The following is a 19984-nucleotide window of genomic DNA, read 5'->3' as shown; positions in this document are numbered from 1 at the left end:
ATGTCTGACGGCTGGAATATTGCTCTGCTGGGCGCAACGGGCGCAGTAGGCACGGCGTTACTGGAATTATTGCAGGAACGCGAATTCCCGGTGGGTGAATTCTATCCGCTGGCCAGTGAACGTAGCGCGGGTGAAACCATACGTTTTAACGGCAAATCTTGCCTGGTCACCGATGTGGCGGATTTTGACTGGTCACAGGCGCAGCTGGCGTTTTTTGTTGCCGGTCAGGATGTCAGCGCCCGCTATGCGGAAGAAGCGGGGGACGCCGGCTGTCTGGTTATCGACAGCAGCGGTCTGTTTGCGCTGGAGCCAGATGTCCCGCTGGTGGTGCCCGGCGTGAATACGCATACGCTGGCCGATTATCGTAACCGCAATATTGTCGCGGTGGCCGACAGCCTGACCAGCCAACTGCTGACGGCGATTAAGCCGTTGACCGATGCGGCAGGGCTCTCGCGCCTGCATGTCGTCAATATGCTGTCCGTTTCCGCACTCGGTAAAGCAGCGATAGACGATCTGGCGGGACAAAGCGCGCGTCTGCTGAATGGTGTTCCGCCTGAGGCTGGGCTTTTCCCGAAACAGCTGGCATTCAATCTATTGCCTTTACTGCCCGATGATGCGGGCAGCGTGCGCGAAGAACGCGGTCTGGTCGATCAGGTGCGTAAAGTCTTGCAGGATGACGGATTGCCGATTTCAGTGACCTGCATTCAATCCCCTGTGTTCTATGGTCACGCGCAGGTTGTTCATCTTGAATCACTGCGTCCGCTGTCTGCGGAAGAAGCACGCGATGAACTGCTCAATGCGGGGAATATTGAGGTAAGCGACGAGCAGGATTATCCGACGCAGGTTGGTGATGCGTCCGGTAATGGGCAACTGAGCGTCGGCTGTCTGCGTAATGATTACGGTATTCCTGAGCTGCTGCAATTCTGGTCGGTCGCCGATAACGCTCGCTTTGGCGGCGCGCTGATGGCGGTGGAAACGGCAGAATGTCTGGTGCAGGAGTATCTCGGGTAATGTCGGAAACCACTCAGGCAGAGGCTATTCAGGCCGATGCCGCTGCGGAAAACGAACGCGCCCCGCTGAAAATCGCGCTAGGTATTGAGTACGACGGCAGCCTCTATTATGGCTGGCAGCGTCAGATTGATGTCGCTAGCGTGCAGGCCTGTCTTGAAAAGGCGCTGAGCAAAGTCGCGGATGAACCAATAGAGGTGTTTTGCGCCGGGCGAACCGATGCTGGTGTTCACGGCACTGGGCAGGTTGTGCATTTCACCACGCACGCGATCCGAAAAGACGCCGCCTGGACGATGGGCGTGAATGCAAATTTACCGCCGGATATCGCGGTGCGTTGGGTGAAAACGGTGGATGAGGATTTCCATGCGCGCTTCAGCGCCACGGCACGTCGCTACCGCTATGTCATCTACAATCACCGCTATCGTCCTGCGGTACTTTCGCGCGGTATGACGCACTTTTATCACCCGTTAGACGTGGAACGCATGGAGCGAGCCGGGCAATGCCTGTTGGGGGAGAATGATTTCACCTCTTTTCGTGCAGTGCAGTGCCAGTCGCGCACGCCGTGGCGCTATGTAAATCATTTAAAGGTTACACGTCACGGTGACTATATCGTGGTAGATATTAAGGCCAATGCGTTCGTGCATCATATGGTGCGTAACATCGTTGGCAGCCTGATGGACGTCGGCTGTGGCAATCGCCCTGAGTCGTGGATTGCCGAGCTGCTGGCAGCCAAAGATCGTACGCTGGCTGGCGCAACGGCCAGAGCCGAAGGGCTGTATTTGGTGGCGGTAGATTATCCTGCGCGTTTTGCCTTGCCGCAGCCTACGATGGGGCCGCTCTTTTTAGCCGATTGACGTTGTTGATTGTAGCGAGTGCGTCTTTTACCTGTTGCACGCTGCCAGATGGCCGTAGGCCAAAAGGCAGGGTGCGATGCGTATTAAGTATTCAGCGTGCTATACGCAAGGTAACACAGGTAGCGCGGCTGCCTTGCGTATATCGACCGCGTGCGTTCGATAGACACTTCGGGAGAAGAAGTTGTGATGGAATTTATACAGTTTATTATTGATTTTATTCTGCACATTGACGTTCACCTGGCGGAACTGGTAGCGCAATATGGTGTCTGGGTTTATGCCATTTTGTTCCTGATTCTGTTCTGTGAGACCGGGCTGGTGGTGACGCCGTTTCTGCCGGGGGACTCGCTGCTGTTTGTCGCCGGGGCGCTGGCGGCGTTGCCGTCGAACGATCTGAATGTGCACACGATGGTGTTCCTGATGATCGTTGCTGCGATTACGGGCGATGCAGTGAACTACACTATTGGACGACTGTTCGGTGAGAAGCTGTTTAGCAACCCGAACTCAAAGATTTTCCGCCGCAGCTATCTGGATAAAACGCATGCGTTTTACGCACGTCACGGTGGCAAGACGATAATTCTGGCGCGCTTTGTCCCGATTGTGAGAACATTTGCGCCGTTTGTCGCCGGGATGGGGCACATGAGCTATCGGCATTTTGCGGCCTATAATGTCATTGGTGCGCTGCTGTGGGTGTTGTCATTCACCTATGCGGGCTACCTGTTTGGCGATTTGCCGGTAGTGCAGGAAAATCTGAAATTACTGATTGTTGCGATTATTTTCCTCTCTATCCTGCCGGGCATTATTGAGATTGCCCGCCATCGTAGAGCGGCCTCGCGCGGCAATGTAAAATAAGTGAAGTATTTTAACATCCGGTTTGACCAGTTTTTTATCCACAGTACCGGAACGTTATGGTTTAATGGGCAGCATTTATGGTCTGTTCTTGGGAACACCCTTGGTGCCGATGCCTTTGTACCGCGATTGTCGTGCGTCTCAGGCATTTTTTCATTGGCAATGTTGTCAGGGAATAACATGAACAGCGGACTGGCATTTGCCAGGTTCAAGCAGAAAGGTTATCAATGAGCTGGATTGAACGAATTCTTAACAAAAGCAACATCACACCGACCCGTAAAGCGAACATCCCTGAAGGGGTCTGGACAAAATGTGATAGCTGCGGTCAGGTTCTTTATCGTGCCGAGCTGGAACGTAACCTGGGGGTCTGCCCGAAGTGCGATCACCATATGCGTCTTTCCGCACGTAACCGTCTACAGGCGTTTCTGGATAAAGAAAGTACTGTTGAGCTGGGAAGCGAACTGGAGCCGAAGGATGTCCTGAAATTCCGGGACTCCAAAAAATATAAAGATCGTCTGGTTTCTGCGCAGAAACAGTCCGATGAGAAAGATGCGCTGATCGTCATGAAAGGCACGCTGTACGGCATGCCGGTTGTGGCGGCATCGTTTGAGTTCTCTTTCATGGGCGGCTCAATGGCGTCTGTTGTGGGCGCGCGCTTTGTGCGTGCTGTTGAGCAGGCATTGGAAGACGGCTGCCCGCTGGTCTGCTTCTCTGCCAGTGGCGGTGCGCGTATGCAGGAAGCGCTGATGTCGCTGATGCAAATGGCGAAAACCAGTGCGGCGTTGGCAAAAATGCGTGAGCGCGGCTTGCCTTATATCTCCGTGCTGACTGACCCGACGATGGGTGGTGTTTCCGCGAGTCTGGCGATGCTGGGCGACCTGAACATTGCCGAGCCGAAAGCGCTGATCGGTTTTGCCGGCCCACGCGTTATCGAACAAACCGTGCGTGAAAAACTGCCGCCGGGCTTCCAGCGCAGTGAATTCCTGATTGAGAAAGGGGCGATCGATATGATCGTTCGTCGTCCGGAAATGCGCTACAAGCTGGCCACGATTCTTGCCAAGCTGACGAACCATCCAGAACCGGGCAACGATGACGTGGAAATCCGCAGCGATGCGCCGTCTGAATCATCACAGGATGACGCATAATTGACATGATGGGCAGGACGTGTGGTGCTCGACCACGTCGTTCTCGACCGAGTAGCAATGCACGCTCTGCCCGCAATGAACCGTAAGCTAGTGAACGGGACTCATGGATACTCTTCAAATACCTCAAGCCACGTCACCTTTGGTCACGTGGCTTCATTATCTTGAGCACCTGCACGCTCAGGCCATTGATTTAGGCTTGGAGCGCGTTAAGCAGGTTGCCGAACATCTCCAACTGCTCCAGCCTGCCGCCACAATCTTCACCGTCGCGGGGACGAACGGCAAAGGAACGACCTGCTGTACGCTGGAATCCATTCTGCTAGCCGCCGGGCTACGGGTAGGCGTGTACAGTTCTCCCCACCTTGTTCGCTATACCGAGCGAGTGCGTATTCAAGGCAAAGAATTACCTGAAGCGCTGCATACGCAGGCGTTTGCGGATATCGAAGCAGGGAGAAGGGCGGTATCGCTCACCTATTTTGAATTCGGTACGCTGTCGGCGCTGCAACTCTTCAAGCAGGCGAATCTGGATGTCGTCATTCTGGAAGTCGGGCTAGGTGGGCGTCTGGATGCCACCAATATTGTGGATGCGGATGTCTCCGTGGTAACCAGCATTGCTATCGACCATACCGACTGGTTAGGCAACGATCGGGAAAGCATTGGCCGCGAGAAAGCCGGGATCTTCCGACAGGGTCGACCTGCCGTTGTTGGTGAACCGGATATGCCGGGAACGATTGCTGACGTTGCCGCTGAGAAAGGCGCGCAGCTTCGCCGTCGTGGTCGCGACTGGGAGTATTCCATGCAGCGTGAGACGTGGAGCTGGCAGGATAAACAGCGCGAACTGTCACGGCTGCCGTTACCCAACGTCCCATTAGCCAATGCCGCCACGGCGCTAGCTGCATTGCACTATTCTTCACTCAACGTGAGTGAAGAGGCCATTCGACAAGGTTTGCAGCACGCCGCATTACCCGGCCGTTTTCAGACCGTGCAGGAGTCACCGCGGTTGATTCTTGATGTGGCGCACAACCCGCATGCGGCGGCATATCTGGCAAACCGTTTGGCTGCTCTGCCTAAGCGCGGAAAAGTGCGTGCCGTCGTCGGCATGCTGTCGGATAAAGACATTGCTGGTACGTTGGCTCACTTAACGCCGTTGGTGGATGCGTGGTATTGCGCACCGCTGGAGGGGCCGCGTGGTGCCACGGCGCAGCAGGTTGCCGAGCACCTGACGCACAGCCAATCGTTCTCCGATGTTGTTGCCGCCTGGCAGCAAGCAATGTCCGAGGCGACGGAGCAGGATATCGTCATTGTGTGTGGATCTTTTCATACGGTAGCGCATGTGATGGAAGCGCTGGATGAGGAGAAGGCGAATGGCGAGTAAATTTCAGAATCGACTGGTCGGTACGGTTATTCTGGTCGCGCTGGGCGTGATCGTTTTACCCGGCCTGCTAGACGGCAAGAAAAAGCACTACGAAGACGAGTTTGCATCGATTCCACTGATCCCTAAACCGGGTGACAGCAATGAGATGGAAGCGCTGCCTGCGCTGAACCCGTCGCTGCCGAGTCAACCGCCGGAAGGGGCGGAAGCGGCGATGCAAAACAGCGCAGAAGCCGAAGCTGCTGAAGCGAGATCGTCTGCATCATCTACAACGACAGCACCTGAAACCACGACGCAGACGCCGCCATCGTCCCATTCTGGCACGAATACGCCAGCCATGACGGCACCGCCAGTGGTGGTTGAGCGTCCGCCAGTTCAGACGCCAGCGCCGGTGACGCCGAAGCCTCAGCCAAAGCCTGAGGTGAAGCCAGAAGTGAAACCGAAGCCAGAGCCTAAACCGGAACCCAAACCGGAAGTGAAGCCTGAAACGCAGCCGACGCAGCAAGCGCCTGTCGGACAAGCCTATATTGTGCAGCTTGGTGCGCTGAAAAACGCGGATAAGGTGAACGAGATTGTCGCCAAGCTTCGTCTTTCTGGCTACCGCGCGTATACCGTGCCATCAACGCCGGTTTCAGGTGAAATCACCCGTATTTACGTGGGGCCGGATGCATCGAAGCAGAAGCTGGAGTCTTCACTGGGCGAGTTGAAACAGCTCAGCGGGCTAAGCGGACAGGTGCGAGCACATTCCGTTCGTTAAGATCGTCGAGCGTGATGATTACTCGATGGACGGTTCGCAGCCGGTCATGTAAGTAAGCAAAAGCAGGCAGCGGGGATGAGGTTCACATCAGTGATACGTCGCCCCGCAGCCGTTTTAAGATGCCTGCTGTGAGTTTTGAGATGCCGAGAGTTAATAGAATCAGGCATGACGTCTTGTTCGTTTTTTCGCCTGATTATCTATCGATGAAATCGGCGGAAATACGCTACGCAAACGTTTTCTTTTTCTGTTAGAATGCGCCGCGAACAGGATGACGTAGCGGCTTATCGGTAGCATCGTTCATTATTAGGATAGTTCATGGTTTGGGTTGATTACGTCATTATTGGCATCATCGGATTTTCGGCTCTGGTTAGCCTGATCCGGGGGTTTGTTCGCGAAGCGCTGTCGTTAGTAACCTGGGGATGTGCTTTTTTTGTTGCCAGTCATTACTACGCTTACCTCGCGGTCTACTTCACCCGTTTTGATGATGAGCTGGTGCGTAACGGCATTGCGATTGCCATTCTGTTTATTGCAACGTTGATTGTGGGAGCTATCGTCAACTATGTGATTAGTTCACTGGTTGAACGTACCGGATTATCCGGCACCGATCGCGTTCTGGGCATCTGTTTTGGTGCGCTGCGCGGGGTGCTGATCGTTTCCGCACTGCTATTCTTTCTGGATACGTTCACCGGTTTTTCACAAAGTGATGACTGGAAGCAGTCCCAGTTAATCCCGCAGTTCAGTTATATTATCAGGTGGTTTTTTGACTACCTGCAAAGCACGTCAAGTTTCTTGCCGCAGCATTTACCGCTGCGGTAGCGCTGATGAGGAAAAGACACCATGTGCGGTATTGTCGGTATCGCCGGTTTTACACCGGTCAACCAGTCGATTTATGACGCGTTAACGGTGTTGCAACACCGTGGGCAGGATGCTGCGGGTATTGTGACCATCGATGCCTTTAATTGTTTTCGCCTGCGTAAGGCCAATGGCCTGGTGAAAGATGTGTTTGAAGCGCGGCACATGCAACGCTTACAGGGCAACATGGGGCTTGGTCATGTGCGTTATCCGACCGCGGGCAGTTCCAGCGCCTCGGAAGCACAGCCTTTCTATGTTAACTCGCCGTTCGGTATCACGTTGGCTCACAACGGTAACCTGACTAACGCCCACGAACTGCGTAAAAAGCTGTTCGAGCAGGAGCGTCGTCACGTTAACACCACGTCTGATTCTGAAATTCTGCTGAATATTTTCGCCAGAGAGCTGGACCGTTTCCAACATTACCCGCTGGAAGCCGATAATATTTTTGCGGCCGTTGCCGCAACGCACCAGCAAATTCGCGGTGCCTATGCCTGTGTTGGCATGATTATCGGTCACGGTATGGTCGCTTTCCGCGATCCAAACGGGATTCGTCCTCTGGTGATTGGTAAGCGCGATCTGGAAGATGGCCGCAGCGAGTATATGGTGGCGTCAGAAAGCGTTGCGCTGGATACGCTGGGCTTTGAATTTTTACGCGATGTGGCGCCGGGAGAAGCGATCTACATTACGGAAAAAGGGCAGCTGTTTACCCGCCAGTGTGCAGAGAATCCAAAGAGCAATCCGTGCCTGTTCGAATATGTCTACTTCGCGCGCCCGGACTCTTTCATCGATAAAATCTCTGTCTACAGCGCACGTGTCCGCATGGGCCAGAAGCTCGGTGAAAAAATTGCGCGCCAGTGGGAAGATCTCGATATTGATGTCGTGATCCCGATTCCTGAAACCTCTTGTGATATCGCGCTGGAAATCGCGCGCATCATCAACAAGCCGTATCGTCAGGGATTTGTGAAAAATCGCTATGTTGGCCGCACGTTTATCATGCCGGGGCAGCAGGCGCGTAAGAAATCGGTACGCCGTAAGCTGAACGCCAACCGTGCTGAGTTCCGTGACAAGAACGTGCTGCTGGTGGATGACTCCATCGTGCGTGGTACAACGTCAGAACAGATTGTAGAGATGGCGCGTGAAGCAGGAGCGAAGCGTGTTTATCTGGCCTCAGCGGCACCGGAAATTCGCTTCCCTAACGTGTACGGCATCGATATGCCAAGCGTCAATGAGCTGATTGCCCACGGTCGTGAAGTGGATGAAATCTGTAAGATTATTGGTGCCGATGAGCTGATATTCCAGGATCTCGACGATCTGATTGAAGCCGCGCGTGAAGATAACCCGGATATCGCTCAGTTTGAATGCTCGGTGTTCAACGGGATTTACGTGACGAAGGACGTCGATCAAGGTTATCTGGATTATCTGGAAGTCTTGCGTAACGACGATGCCAAAGCGCTGCGTAGCCAGAATGAAGTTGAAGATCTGGAATTGCACAACGAAGGTTAACGGCTAGCTGCATGTTAAAGCTGTATTGAAGGGGGGAGGACGCGAAAGTGTCCTCCCCTTTGTTGTATGTAGAGAAAAGTTGTATGTAGAGAAAATTTTGTATGTAGAGAAAAATTGCATAGAGAAAACAGGGTTTCGGTGCTTATCCTTGCTTATCGCTAATCAATGCGGCAAAGTTTGCGCAGATGATTTTTCCGCGTTTCTGCTTACGCGGCCAGCCAGAGGCAGTATGAATGAAGCGACTCATTGTAGGAATTTCCGGTGCCAGCGGCGTCATTTACGGCATCCGGCTGCTACAGGTTTTACAGACGCTGGAAGGTATCGAAACGCATCTGATCATGAGTCAGGCCGCCCGGCAGACGCTGGCGTTAGAAACGGATTTTAGCCTGCGTGACGTGCAGGCGCTGGCCGATGTGGTACACGACACGCGTGATATTGCTGCCAGCGTCTCTTCGGGGTCGTTTAAAACGGCAGGGATGGTGATTTTACCCTGCTCGATAAAAACCCTTTCCGGCATTGTGCACAGCTACAGCGACAATCTATTGACCCGCGCGGCTGATGTGGTGCTGAAGGAGCGTCGTCCTCTGGTGCTGGGGGTGCGTGAAACGCCGCTGCATTTAGGGCATTTACGGCTGATGACCACCGCCGTTGAGCTGGGCGCGATAATCATGCCTCCCGTTCCTGCGTTTTATCATCGCCCAGAAAGTGTGCAGGATATTGTCGATCAGACGGTGAATCGTATTCTGGACCAGTTTGACATCGACCTGCCAAAAGATCTCTTTATCCGCTGGCAAGGTGCGTCGTAGCAGGATAGCGGCTCAGACACGCTATTTTTTTCTCTTGGGGCGGTAAACGTTTACTGCCCTTTTTTTGTGCCTTTTTATCACATTGCACTAATTTTGTGCGCAAAAGCACCAAAATGGTGCGTTTAAGTTTTTGTATTCATGCCAATGTTATCTATCCTTATTGTTACGCGCTAAAAAATATCCTCTGAAAATATTGCAGAATCAAATGGTTAACCCTTACTTTCTGCGCGCTTCGCTCATGGGGTTTTTACGACATCCCTACGTTCATTGTGGCATGAAAACTGCTACAAAAACGGTAATAGTCGGCGTAGAAAACAAATAGCACTCATATCGTTCATTTTTAAAGCAATCCACCCTAAATAATTCGAGTTTCAGGAAGGCGGCAAGAGAAGGAATCCCGATGAGCTTACTTAGGTAAGTGATTCGGGTGAGTGAACGCAGCCAACGCACATGCAACTTGAAGTATGACGGGTATAAATCGTTCCGACATTGACGACACATGACATCAATCACTCATGATAAGGGTAGCAATATGAAGAAACTGATCAAAGTCTTACCGTTGGCACTCATTCTGGCTGCGGGTAGCGCGATGGCGGAGATTCCTAAGAATATTAAAATTGGTACCGATCCTACCTATGCTCCCTTTGAATCCAAAAACGCCAGCGGCGAACTGGTTGGGTTTGATATCGATCTGGCGAAAGAGTTGTGCAAGCGTATTCAGGCTAACTGTACGTTTGTAGAAAGTGACTTTGATGCGTTAATTCCGTCCCTGAAAGCTAAAAAAATCGATGCCATCATCTCTTCTCTGTCTATCACCGAAAAACGTCAGCAGGAAATTGCTTTCACCGAGAAGCTGTATGCGGCCAATTCACGCCTGATTGCGAAGAAAGGGACGAGCATTGAACCCACGTTGGCTTCTCTGGGCGGCAAACGTGTTGGCGTACTGCAGGCATCAACACAGGAAGCCTTTGCTAATGCTAACTGGCAGCCTAAAGGCGTTGACGTTGTCGCTTACCAAAATCAGGATCTGATTTATGCCGATCTGGCCGCAGGTCGTATTGATGCCGCTTTTCAGGATGAAGTTGCAGCAAGTGAAGGTTTCCTGAAGTTGGACGCGGGTAAAGACTATGAGTTTGCCGGCCCAGCGGTAAAAGATGACAAATTCTTCGGTGTGGGTACCGGTATGGGTCTGCGCAAAGCGGATACCGAGCTGAAAGCCGCGCTGGATAAAGCTTTTGAAGAAATGCGTAAAGACGGTACCTACGATACCTTCGCGAAAAAATACTTCGATTTTGACGTCTACGGCGGCTAATGTCGCCAAAGTGATGCTCATTTCTTTATCACATATGTAGCGGGATCGTAGGGCATGCGGCACGGGATCGTTCCTCCCGTGTCGTGTTCCTGACTGATGACGCAGCGTGCCATTAACCGCTATTTCAACGGATATCATTGATGCTCTATGGCTATTCCCAGCTAATTCTGGATGGTGCCATCATGACGCTGGAGCTGGCAGCGAGTTCGTTACTGCTGGCGCTGGCTATCGGCCTGATTGGCGCATCGGCGAAGTTGTCTTCCAACCGTCTGCTGGCGGGGTGTTTTTCCTGCTATACCACGCTGATTCGCGGCATTCCCGATCTGGTACTGATGCTGCTGATTTTCTATGGTCTGCAAATTGTCTTAAACAGCGTGACAGAATCGATCGGTCTGGAGCAGATTGACATCGATCCGTTGACCGCCGGGATTATTACATTGGGCTTTATTTACGGCGCGTATTTCACGGAAACCTTTCGTGGGGCCTATCTTGCCGTGCCGCGCGGGCAAATCGAAGCTGCCGTCGCGTTCGGCTTCTCTCCGATGAAGGTGTTCCGCCGTATTCTGTTTCCTTCCATGATGCGTTTCGCGTTACCGGGCATCGGCAATAACTGGCAGGTGATCCTGAAAGCGACGGCGCTGGTGTCATTGCTTGGCCTGAACGATGTCATTAAGGCGACGCAGCTGGCCGGCAAAGGCACACACGAACCGTTTTATTTTGCGCTGGTTGCTGGGGCGATGTACCTGATTTTTACCACCGTTTCTAACGGCGTGTTGTGGTGGCTGGAAAGGCACTATTCGCAGGGAGTCAAAAAAGTAAACTATGAGTGAGATCCTGCAACAATATTGGCAGCCGCTACTGTGGAGCGATGGTTACCGCCTGACTGGGCTGGCGATGACGCTCTGGCTGCTCATTTCTTCGGTGGTTATCGGTGGATTGATGGCACTGCCGCTGGCGATTGCCCGCGTGTCGCCGCGACGCCGGTTCAGCTTTCCGGTTTGGCTATTTACCTATGTGTTCCGCGGCACGCCGCTCTACGTACAGCTTCTGGTGTTCTATTCTGGTGTGTATAGCCTGGAGATTGTGCGCGGCACCGACATGCTGAATGCCTTTTTTCGCAGCGGACTAAACTGTGCCATTTTGGCACTGGCGCTGAATACCTGTGCGTACACGACAGAGATTTTTGCGGGGGCAATCCGCTCGGTACCTCATGGGGAAATTGAAGCGGCCAGAGCATACGGCTTCTCCCGCTTTAAGCAGTATCGCTGCATTATTTTACCGAGTGCGCTGCGTATTGCGCTGCCCGCCTACAGTAATGAAGTGATTCTGATGCTGCATTCAACGGCGCTGGCCTTTACCGTAACGGTGCCGGATATTCTGAAAATCGCCCGTGATATCAACGCGGCAACCTACCAGCCGTTTTATGCATTTGGCATCGCAGCGGTCATCTATCTGGCGATCTCTTTTGTGTTAATTGGGCTGTTCAGAAAGGCGGAACGGCGCTGGTTACGTCATCTTTATACCCGTTCATCTCATTAAACGCAGGAAAAAAAGAGTATGTCGAATAACAAACTGATGGTGACGGAACTGCGTAAACGTTATGGCCAGCATGAGGTACTGAAAGGGATCTCATTACAGGCGAAAGCGGGTGACGTTATTTCGATTATTGGATCGTCCGGTTCGGGGAAAAGTACCTTACTGCGCTGCATTAATTTTCTGGAAAAACCCTGTGAAGGGGCGATTTACGTCAGCGATCAGGAAATTCGCATGGTGCGCGATACTGACGGGCAACTGAAGGTATTTGATAAAAAGCAGCTTCAGATGTTGCGGACGCGTCTGACGATGGTGTTTCAGCACTTCAACCTGTGGAGCTTCATGACGGCGTTGGAAAACGTGATGGAAGCGCCGGTTCAGGTATTAGGACTCAGTAAAGCGGAAGCGCGCGAGCGGGCAGTGTTCTATCTGAACAAGGTTGGGATCACGGATGCGGCCCAACAGAAATATCCATCGGATCTCTCCGGTGGTCAGCAGCAGCGTGTTTCCATTGCACGGGCGTTGGCGATGGAGCCGGAAGTTTTGTTGTTTGATGAACCTACGTCAGCGCTCGATCCCGAACTGGTCGGCGAGGTGTTGCGCATCATGCAGCAGCTTGCGGAGGAAGGGAAAACGATGGTGGTGGTGACGCATGAAATGGAATTTGCCCGCCATGTTTCCAGCCACGTTATTTTCTTGCATCAGGGCGTGATTGAAGAAGAAGGGCCACCGGATCAGCTGTTCGGTAGCCCGAAAAGTGCGCGTTTACAGCAGTTTTTGTCAGGTGCGTTGAAGTAGGTTTTGGGGCTGATGATGTGCATTGAGCGATGATAATGGGTAGATCGTAAAGATGCTGTGAATACATCCCTGTACGCTCGAGCCGCGCCATCCCTGGCGCGGACGCTTTACTCTTCTATCCCATTATCATCCCGTTCTGCGAAAAGGCTACCAGCAACCTGAGATAAATAGTTATCAGCTCGGTTTCTTGATGACGTCCTGTAGGGCTTCTTCCAGCTCAAGGAAGCGGAAATTAAAGCCTGCGGCCTCTAACCGTTGCGGAATGGCGCGCTGTCCGCCCAGTACCAGCGTCGACGCTTCTCCCATCAGTAGTTTGATCGCAAAAGCAGGAGCCCGTAGAAAACCAGGGCGATCCAAGACGTGTGCCAGCGTGGCGGAAAATTGTTCATTATGAACAGGGTAGGGCGAAACCATATTGAAAGGGCCGTTTAGTATCGGCTGGTTCAGCAGATAAATAATGCCATTCACCATGTCATCAATATGAATCCACGGCATATATTGCCTGCCGGACCCCATCGGTCCGCCAAGCCCGAGGCGGAAAATCGGCAGCATTTTTGCCAGCGCGCCGCCTTGTGCTGAGAGAACAATGCCAGTGCGCAGCAGGCAGACGCGGGTTTTATCGCTTTCGGCGGACTGTGCCAGTGCTTCCCAGCGGGCGCACAGATGGTGTGTGAATTCATCGACAGGGGATTCATCTTCCGTGACCAGCGCTTCCCCCTGATCGCCATAATATCCGACAGCGGAACCCGAGATAAAAACGGCTGGCGGCTCACTGCTGGCTTTTATCAGCGTGGCAAGCTGCTCGGTGATATTCCAACGGCTCTTTGCCAGACGCTGCTTTTGCTGTGGCGTCCACCGTTTGTCGGCGATAGGTTCGCCCGCCAGATTGATGACGCCGTCAAAGCCGTTCAGTGAGGTGATATTACTCAACGTGGACCAATATTCCACCTGATTGCCGAGAACGCCTCGGGCGCGCTCTGGATCGCGTGTCAGTACCGTGATGTGATGGGAAAGCAGCTGTAATTGTTGGATAAGATGGCGGCCAATAAGGCCGGTTCCGCCTGTTATGAGTAGTTGCATCGCTCCCCCTCTCCCTATCTTTATGCCTTGTGATAACGCAGGGTCATGGAAACCGAATCGGCGTATCGCAGGGCAAACGGTTTATCGACTTCTACTTCAGCATAGGTGATCCATTCGTGATCGCTGGCGATGTTGAGCACATCTTGCGTTAATTTTTCCAGCAAAGCGAAGCGGTTATCTTCCACGTGGCGAATAATGCTTTTGGTGATGGTGCGGTAGTTCAGCGCATCAGCGATATTCTCGCTGTTGCGTGCCTGTTCTGCTGGGTAGTGAATCACAACGTTGATGATCACATCCTGCTTATTCGTGATTTCTTCATCTTTGATACCGATGAAGGTGCGCAGCCGCAGATTTTTTATACGAATAATGGCGTCAGAATAGTGATGTGGCATTGCTCGGCCCTCGGTTGCTTCTGTTACTGCGACTAAACCGCAGCGTCAGGGGGTATCGTTAACGACAATATGTTGATTACCATAGCAGAAGATACCCAAAGGCCGAATGAGATGATGCCAGAATTTTATTGCTCGGCGAGCTGGTAAGCCCGTTGCGTTGCCGGACGCTCACTGATACGCGTATACCACGCCTTCACCGCTGGGTAATCATCAAGATCGACGCGTTGACGGGCATAAGAAACCACCCACGGGTAGGTTGCGATATCAGCGATGCTGTAATTTTCTCCTGCCAGCCAAGGGCTGTCTTGCAGATGTTTATCCAGCACGCGGTACAGGCGCTGCGTCTCTTGCTGATAGCGTTCAATGGCGTAAGGCACGGGCTGAGGCGCATAGTGGTTAAAATGATGATTCTGCCCTAGCATCGGCCCGAAACCGGCGACCTGCCAGAACAGCCATTGCAGTGTGGCTGTACGCTCACGTAATGAGGTGCTCAGCAGCACGCCGTGTTTTTCCGCCAGATAGAGCAGGATAGCGCCGGATTCAAACAGGCTAATCGGCGTGTCACCTTCCGCAGGCTGCGTATCGACAATTGCGGGAATCTTGTTGTTAGGCGAGATAGCCAGAAACTCTGGTCGAAACTGTTCGCCTTTGCTGATATTCACGCGGTGGAGCTGGTAGGGGAGATTAGCTTCTTCCAGAAACAGGGTGATCTTGTGCCCGTTAGGGGTTGGTGCGTAATACAGGTCAATCATGAATCAAGTCTCCGTTTTAATTCAGAAAAACATCATGGACTGTATGGCAGTTGATCGCTTCAGAGAGCGATGCGCTGTCAGAATAGCGTATTGAGGAACGGGCTCTTACCCTACCACTTCTGCGAGTGAAAAATAAGCGATGACGCACCTCGTTGCACGATCTTTACCGGAAGCACGCTGCCAACTTTGGTAGACTACGTCCGATAAAGGATGCGGGTATTGTCGATGTAACCTTGTTGATATAAACGTTGTGGAGATAACGATGAAGTTGATGTTTGCGTCCGATATACATGGTTCTCTCAGCGCGACAGAACGCGTGCTGGCGATCTTTGAGCAGAGTCATGCCGACTGGCTTATTTTATTGGGTGATTTTCTCAATCATGGCCCGCGCAACCCGCTGCCGGAGAACTATCAGCCTGCGGAAGTGGCTGCCCGGCTGAACGCTTATGCATCACGCATCATTGCCGTACGAGGGAACTGCGACAGCGAGGTTGATCAGATGCTGTTGACCTTTCCGATAACGGCACCCTGGCAACATGTGCTATTGCCGCAGAATCGCCTTTTCCTGACGCACGGTCATCTTTATCATCCAGAGAATATGCCGCCGCTACACGCGGGGGATGTTCTGGTATATGGTCATACCCATATCCCGGTTGCTGAGCAACGCGGTGAATATTATTTTTTCAATCCCGGCTCTGTGAGCTTGCCGAAAGGGGGATACCCCGCGAGCTACGGTTTACTTGAAAAAGACGAGCTGCGGGTTCTGCCGTTACACGGCGGCGAGCCTATTGCACAGGTCGCGATTAGGCACTAATTTAGCGTATACCCTGTTTTTGCCCTTGAATAACGGCAAGGCAGCAGGGAATATTCACAGCAAAGTTCGATCATTTAAAACAGACGCGCGTAGCAACGTGCCAATACTAAAGGGTTTCAGAGGATGGCGGAACAAAGTCAGGCAGCAGGCACAGAGTGGGTTGATATCGTCAATGAAAACAACGAGGTAATTGCTCAGTCAAGTCGTCAGCAGATGCGTGCGCAGAGTCTTCGTCATCGTGCCACTTACATTGTTGTGCATGATGGAATGGGTAAAATTCTGGTGCAGCGCCGGACGAAAATCAAAGATTTCTATCCAGGCTGGCTGGACGCGACCGCTGGCGGCGTAGTGCAAAGCGGTGAGCAAATGCTGGAATCCGCACGTCGTGAAGCTGAAGAGGAGCTTGGCATTGCGGGCGTGCCGTTTGCAGAACACGGCTTGTTCTATTACGAAGGAGAGAATTGCCGGGTGTGGGGCGGGCTGTTTAGCTGCGTCACCCACGGGCCGTTTGCGCTACAGGAAGAAGAGGTCGATGAGGTCAGCTGGCTGACGCCGCAAGAGATCACCGCACGCTGTGATGAGTTTACGCCAGATTCGCTGAAAGCCCTGTCACTGTGGCTGACGCGCCATAGCGATCAAGAATATGGCAAGCCGATTTCACGTAAGCTGAACGAAGCGGTAGAAGCCGCTGCAGCACCCGTTGTGAATGATAAAAACAGTCATGATCAAAATGCTCATGATGAAAACGACAGCAACGTCATCACTTCATCTGACGCTGATTCACAGAAATAATACCGCTTCTATCTCGCCGCTGCGTTTCCCCGCAGCGGCATCTATTTTTTCCGAGTGATGAACTGCGGGTCATCACTCGGGAACATGAATACTCTTCTTGATGTCCTTCAGGTAAATCACGATGGTGAACGTCATGATCACCAGCAAAGCCCACGAGCTCCATTTCCCTACGTGAACCATCGACCAGGCTCCGAGCTGTTCCGGATAGCTCCAGATACTGAAAAACGTACTGATATTTTCAGCCAGCCAGATGAAAAAACCGATCAGAATAAAGGCCAAGGACAGCGGCATTCGTCGTTCCCGATCGTAAGGCGTGAAGATGACGGTAGTGCGCGCATAGAGTCCGACGGCGAGTGCAGCAATGTACCAGCGGTAGTCGCCGATGTAGTGGTGGGTGAAGAAATTGGCATAAATGAGTAGCGCGACCAGCGTTGCCAGCCAGTAGGGCGGGTGATGGCGAATTTTAAGATCGAATAGCCGCCAGGACTGAATGATATAGCTACCAACAGAGGCGTACATGAATCCGGCAAACAGCGGCACACCTAGTACCTTGGTGTAGGCGAAATCAGGGTAAGACCAGGAACGAATACCTGATGAGGTTTTAAACACCTCAAGCGCAAAACCCACGAGGTGAAACAGCGTAACGGCTTTTAACTCATCCCAGGTTTCCAGCTTGCTGGCGATCATCCATCCCTGAATCACAATGGCAAAGATCAATAGCAAATCATAGCGCGGGATGCCGAACCAGCCGGCTTTTGGCACGCTAAAAACGGCAAGAAAGAACAGACCAACGAAGAGGCACGCGCGGGCTTCTTTGATGCCGAAATAGAGAAATTCAATCAAAAAACGGGTTAACCCTGTTGGCGATGAAGGCGTGATCCCTTTTTCCAACTGCTGCTGAAAGTGTTGATCCAATAGTCGTATTACAGTCATCCATAGACCCTGTTTATGGTTATTCTTGAGCCTGCTCGGTATGGTTTTTTGTGCGGAGAACAATAAAAAATGCCAGCGCTGAGGCTGGCATAGAAGATAACAGAATTAATCTGAATATATCCGTCATACTTCAAGCTGATTGTGCGTTGGCTGCCTTTACTCACCCCAGTCACTTACTTTAGTAAGCTCCTGGGGATTCGTGCAGTTGCCGCCTGCAAGCAACTCGAATTATTTAGGGTATAGATTAGAGCTGTGTAGCCTGAATTGCGGTCAGGGCAACGGTGTAAACGATGTCGTCTACCAGTGCGCCACGAGACAGGTCGTTAACCGGTTTGCGCATGCCTTGCAGCATTGGCCCGATGGAGATCAGGTCGGCAGAACGCTGTACCGCTTTGTACGTGGTGTTACCGGTGTTCAGGTCAGGGAAGATGAACACGGTGGCTTTACCTGCAACTGGCGAGTTCGGCGCTTTGGACTGTGCAACGTCAGCCATGATAGCGGCATCGTACTGCAGCGGACCATCGATGACCAGATCAGGGCGTTTTTCCTGCGCCAGACGGGTTGCTTCACGTACTTTCTCAACATCGCTACCCGCGCCGGAGTTACCGGTAGAGTAAGAGATCATCGCAACGCGTGGGTCGATACCGAAGGCGGTAGCGGAGTCCGCAGACTGGATAGCGATTTCAGCCAATTGCTCAGCTGTTGGATCTGGGTTGATGGCGCAGTCGCCGTACACCAGAACCTGCTCAGGCAGCAGCATGAAGAACACAGAAGACACCAGCGAGCTGCCTGGTGCAGTTTTGATCAGCTGCAACGGCGGACGGATGGTATTAGCGGTGGTATGAACGGCACCAGAAACCAGACCGTCAACTTCGCCCTGTTCCAGCATCAGCGTACCCAGAACCACGTTGTCTTCGAGCTGTTCGCGCGCAACCACTTCGGTCATGCCCTTGCTCTTACGCAGCTCAACCAGACGCGCAACATAGCGCTCACGCACGACAATCGGATCGACGATTTCGATGCCTTTGCCCAGTTCTACGCCCTGAGCGGCAGCAACACGTTGAATCTCTTCTGGGTTACCGATCAGCACACAGTGAGCAATACCGCGTTCAGCACAGATAGCAGCGGCTTTAACGGTACGTGGTTCATCACCTTCTGGCAGAACGATGCGTTTGCCTGCTTTACGCGCCAGCTCGGTCAGCTGATAGCGGAACGCCGGTGGAGACAGACGACGTGAACGCTCAGATTCTGCGCTCAGGGAATCGATCCACTGAGTATCGATGTGGCGTGCAACGTATTCCTGCACTTTCTCAACACGTTGACGGTCATCAGCCGGTACTTCAAGGTTGAAGCTTTGCAGGCTGAGTGAGGTCTGCCAGGTGTTGGTGTTGACCATAAATACAGGCAGGCCGGTCTGGAAGGCGCGCTCGCACAGCTTGGCAATGTTCGGATCCATTTCGTAGCCGCCAGTCAGCAGCAGAGCACCGATTTCCACGCCATTCATGGCAGCCAGACAGGCAGCAACCAGAACATCAGGACGGTCAGCAGACGTCACTAGCAGTGAGCCCGGACGGAAATGCTCCAGCATGTGAGGAATGCTGCGTGCGCAGAAGGTCACAGACTTAACGCGACGCGTCTGAATGTCACCTTCGTTGACGATACGAGCATTCAGGTGCTTCGCCATATCGATAGCGCGCGTGGCGATCAGGTCAAAGCTCCACGGGATGCAGCCCAGAACCGGCAGCGGGCTGTTAGCAAACAGCTGCTTCGGATCGATGTTGGCAACGCTGGCTTTCGTTGAGTCATCAAAGATTTCAGACAGGTCAGGGCGAGTACGTCCCTGTTCGTCTACCGGCGCATTCAGTTTGTTGATGATCACGCCAGTGATGTTTTTGTTTTTGCTGCCGCCGAAGCTGGAACGCGCCAGTTCGATACGGTCTTTCAGCTGTGCCGGGGAATCGTTACCCAGCGCCAGTACGAAGACGATTTCTGCGTTCAGCGTTTTGGCGATTTCGTAGTTCAATGCGTTAGCAAACTGGTGCTTACGGGTAGGAACCAGACCTTCAACCAGAACGACTTCAGCGTCTTTGGTATTTTCGTGGTAGCGCGCGATGATTTCTTCCATCAGCACGTCTTGCTGGTTAGAGCTCAGCAGGGCTTCAACGCGGCTCATCGCCAGCGGCTCGGCGGCGCTGATGGCGGAATTCGCACGAATGATGGTAGTCGTTTGATCTGGCGTATTGTCGCCACTGCGCGGCTGGGCGATAGGTTTGAACACGCTCAGGCGAACGCCTTTCTGTTCCATGGAGCGGATGACACCCAGGCTGACGCTTGTCAGACCAACGCTGGTGCCAGTTGGGATCAACATGATTATACGGGACACGGCCGAACCTCTTTACGGTTGCTCGTTAGTCAAAAACAACACCGTCAGCCTTGGC

Annotated in this window: 20 protein-coding genes; 15 read left to right on the top strand and 5 right to left on the bottom strand. The window is 52.7% G+C overall.

Features of this window, described 5'->3' with window-relative positions; genetic code table 11:
- From NXT09_RS11085 to hisP, 13 genes are all read left to right on the top strand, one after another.
- The gene (locus NXT09_RS11085; protein ID WP_014916047.1) at window positions 1-1011 is read left to right on the top strand and encodes an aspartate-semialdehyde dehydrogenase; all 1011 of its coding nucleotides are present in this window, start codon (window positions 1-3) and stop codon (window positions 1009-1011) included.
- Window positions 1011-1862, top strand: a complete 852-nt coding sequence (truA, locus tag NXT09_RS11080; protein ID WP_080753810.1) for a tRNA pseudouridine(38-40) synthase TruA — start codon at window positions 1011-1013, stop codon at window positions 1860-1862. Before NXT09_RS11085 ends, truA begins: the two co-directional genes overlap by 1 nt.
- Before the next feature lie 186 nt (window positions 1863-2048).
- A complete protein-coding gene (locus tag NXT09_RS11075) occupies window positions 2049-2711 on the top strand; it encodes a DedA family protein (RefSeq protein WP_010285058.1) in 663 nt (220 codons plus the stop codon).
- Between the two features lie 224 nt (window positions 2712-2935).
- Complete coding sequence (gene accD / locus NXT09_RS11070; protein ID WP_205549903.1) at window positions 2936-3853, top strand: acetyl-CoA carboxylase, carboxyltransferase subunit beta; 918 nt, start codon at window positions 2936-2938, stop codon at window positions 3851-3853.
- Window positions 3854-3956: 103 nt separating this feature from the next.
- Complete coding sequence (gene folC / locus NXT09_RS11065) at window positions 3957-5225, top strand: bifunctional tetrahydrofolate synthase/dihydrofolate synthase (protein ID WP_268579701.1); 1269 nt, start codon at window positions 3957-3959, stop codon at window positions 5223-5225.
- Window positions 5215-5979, top strand: coding sequence for a cell division protein DedD (dedD, locus tag NXT09_RS11060; RefSeq protein WP_268579700.1), 765 nt, complete (start codon window positions 5215-5217; stop codon window positions 5977-5979). Before folC ends, dedD begins: the two co-directional genes overlap by 11 nt.
- A gap of 315 nt (window positions 5980-6294) precedes the next feature.
- Window positions 6295-6795, top strand: coding sequence for a colicin V production protein (gene cvpA, locus NXT09_RS11055; protein WP_010298532.1), 501 nt, complete (start codon window positions 6295-6297; stop codon window positions 6793-6795).
- Between the two features lie 21 nt (window positions 6796-6816).
- On the top strand, window positions 6817-8334 hold the full coding sequence (purF, locus tag NXT09_RS11050; protein WP_010285044.1) for an amidophosphoribosyltransferase: 1518 nt from the start codon (window positions 6817-6819) through the stop codon (window positions 8332-8334).
- Between the two features lie 233 nt (window positions 8335-8567).
- Entirely contained in the window at window positions 8568-9140 is a 573-nt protein-coding gene (locus NXT09_RS11045; RefSeq protein WP_010285043.1) for a UbiX family flavin prenyltransferase, read from the top strand.
- A 532-nt stretch (window positions 9141-9672) separates the two neighbouring features.
- On the top strand, window positions 9673-10452 hold the full coding sequence (locus tag NXT09_RS11040) for a lysine/arginine/ornithine ABC transporter substrate-binding protein (protein WP_010285040.1): 780 nt from the start codon (window positions 9673-9675) through the stop codon (window positions 10450-10452).
- A gap of 140 nt (window positions 10453-10592) precedes the next feature.
- Entirely contained in the window at window positions 10593-11282 is a 690-nt protein-coding gene (locus NXT09_RS11035) for a histidine ABC transporter permease HisQ (protein WP_205549894.1), read from the top strand.
- A complete protein-coding gene (locus tag NXT09_RS11030) occupies window positions 11275-11991 on the top strand; it encodes an ABC transporter permease (protein WP_119872911.1) in 717 nt (238 codons plus the stop codon). The genes NXT09_RS11035 and NXT09_RS11030 overlap by 8 nt, the downstream gene beginning before the upstream one ends.
- A gap of 18 nt (window positions 11992-12009) precedes the next feature.
- A complete protein-coding gene (gene hisP, locus NXT09_RS11025) occupies window positions 12010-12783 on the top strand; it encodes a histidine ABC transporter ATP-binding protein HisP (RefSeq protein ID WP_010278951.1) in 774 nt (257 codons plus the stop codon).
- Window positions 12784-12957: 174 nt separating this feature from the next.
- On the opposite strand, the gene NXT09_RS11020 is transcribed toward hisP, so the two are convergent.
- The 3 genes from NXT09_RS11020 to yfcG form a co-directional block, all read right to left on the bottom strand.
- Complete coding sequence (locus NXT09_RS11020; RefSeq protein WP_268579699.1) at window positions 12958-13863, bottom strand: TIGR01777 family oxidoreductase; 906 nt, start codon at window positions 13861-13863, stop codon at window positions 12958-12960.
- A gap of 20 nt (window positions 13864-13883) precedes the next feature.
- Window positions 13884-14255 (bottom strand): dihydroneopterin triphosphate 2'-epimerase, encoded by a 372-nt coding sequence (gene folX / locus NXT09_RS11015; RefSeq protein ID WP_010278945.1) that lies wholly within the window; start codon window positions 14253-14255, stop codon window positions 13884-13886.
- Window positions 14256-14380: 125 nt separating this feature from the next.
- Window positions 14381-15007, bottom strand: coding sequence for a GSH-dependent disulfide bond oxidoreductase (gene yfcG / locus NXT09_RS11010; RefSeq protein ID WP_039503743.1), 627 nt, complete (start codon window positions 15005-15007; stop codon window positions 14381-14383).
- A 262-nt stretch (window positions 15008-15269) separates the two neighbouring features.
- Here yfcG and yfcE point away from each other — a divergent pair, with 262 nt between their 5' ends.
- Together yfcE and yfcD are read left to right on the top strand one after the other, a co-directional pair.
- Window positions 15270-15821, top strand: a complete 552-nt coding sequence (yfcE, locus tag NXT09_RS11005; RefSeq protein ID WP_268579698.1) for a phosphodiesterase — start codon at window positions 15270-15272, stop codon at window positions 15819-15821.
- Window positions 15822-15944: 123 nt separating this feature from the next.
- Entirely contained in the window at window positions 15945-16613 is a 669-nt protein-coding gene (gene yfcD, locus NXT09_RS11000) for an NUDIX hydrolase YfcD (protein WP_226301472.1), read from the top strand.
- A 72-nt stretch (window positions 16614-16685) separates the two neighbouring features.
- Here yfcD and NXT09_RS10995 read toward each other — a convergent pair whose 3' ends face one another.
- Complete coding sequence (locus NXT09_RS10995; protein ID WP_240583383.1) at window positions 16686-17546, bottom strand: DUF817 domain-containing protein; 861 nt, start codon at window positions 17544-17546, stop codon at window positions 16686-16688.
- 244 nt (window positions 17547-17790) lie between these two features.
- Window positions 17791-19929, bottom strand: a complete 2139-nt coding sequence (gene pta / locus NXT09_RS10990) for a phosphate acetyltransferase (protein WP_240583382.1) — start codon at window positions 19927-19929, stop codon at window positions 17791-17793.
- Between the last annotated feature and the right edge of the window lie 55 nt (window positions 19930-19984).

Source organism: Pectobacterium jejuense (genome assembly GCF_026800125.1).
Taxonomy (GTDB): Bacteria; Pseudomonadota; Gammaproteobacteria; order Enterobacterales; family Enterobacteriaceae; genus Pectobacterium; species Pectobacterium jejuense.
Note: the sequence above shows the minus strand (reverse complement) of the source record. Positions and strands in the feature narration are given on the sequence as shown.

Bases quoted from the DNA above. Each gene is read 5' to 3' on its own strand.
- NXT09_RS11085 (WP_014916047.1), top strand. From the start codon at position 1: ATGTCTGACGGCTGGAATATTGCTCTGCTGGGCGCAACGGGCGCAGTA.
- purF (WP_010285044.1), top strand. From the start codon at position 6,817: ATGTGCGGTATTGTCGGTATCGCCGGTTTTACACCGGTCAACCAGTCG.
- folX (WP_010278945.1), bottom strand. From the start codon at position 14,255: ATGCCACATCACTATTCTGACGCCATTATTCGTATAAAAAATCTGCGG.
- NXT09_RS10995 (WP_240583383.1), bottom strand. From the start codon at position 17,546: ATGACTGTAATACGACTATTGGATCAACACTTTCAGCAGCAGTTGGAA.
- cvpA (WP_010298532.1), top strand. From the start codon at position 6,295: ATGGTTTGGGTTGATTACGTCATTATTGGCATCATCGGATTTTCGGCT.
- hisP (WP_010278951.1), top strand. From the start codon at position 12,010: ATGTCGAATAACAAACTGATGGTGACGGAACTGCGTAAACGTTATGGC.
- dedD (WP_268579700.1), top strand. From the start codon at position 5,215: ATGGCGAGTAAATTTCAGAATCGACTGGTCGGTACGGTTATTCTGGTC.
- truA (WP_080753810.1), top strand. From the start codon at position 1,011: ATGTCGGAAACCACTCAGGCAGAGGCTATTCAGGCCGATGCCGCTGCG.
- accD (WP_205549903.1), top strand. From the start codon at position 2,936: ATGAGCTGGATTGAACGAATTCTTAACAAAAGCAACATCACACCGACC.
- NXT09_RS11035 (WP_205549894.1), top strand. From the start codon at position 10,593: ATGCTCTATGGCTATTCCCAGCTAATTCTGGATGGTGCCATCATGACG.
- yfcD (WP_226301472.1), top strand. From the start codon at position 15,945: ATGGCGGAACAAAGTCAGGCAGCAGGCACAGAGTGGGTTGATATCGTC.
- folC (WP_268579701.1), top strand. From the start codon at position 3,957: ATGGATACTCTTCAAATACCTCAAGCCACGTCACCTTTGGTCACGTGG.
- yfcG (WP_039503743.1), bottom strand. From the start codon at position 15,007: ATGATTGACCTGTATTACGCACCAACCCCTAACGGGCACAAGATCACC.
- NXT09_RS11030 (WP_119872911.1), top strand. From the start codon at position 11,275: ATGAGTGAGATCCTGCAACAATATTGGCAGCCGCTACTGTGGAGCGAT.
- NXT09_RS11075 (WP_010285058.1), top strand. From the start codon at position 2,049: ATGGAATTTATACAGTTTATTATTGATTTTATTCTGCACATTGACGTT.
- yfcE (WP_268579698.1), top strand. From the start codon at position 15,270: ATGAAGTTGATGTTTGCGTCCGATATACATGGTTCTCTCAGCGCGACA.
- NXT09_RS11020 (WP_268579699.1), bottom strand. From the start codon at position 13,863: ATGCAACTACTCATAACAGGCGGAACCGGCCTTATTGGCCGCCATCTT.
- NXT09_RS11045 (WP_010285043.1), top strand. From the start codon at position 8,568: ATGAAGCGACTCATTGTAGGAATTTCCGGTGCCAGCGGCGTCATTTAC.
- NXT09_RS11040 (WP_010285040.1), top strand. From the start codon at position 9,673: ATGAAGAAACTGATCAAAGTCTTACCGTTGGCACTCATTCTGGCTGCG.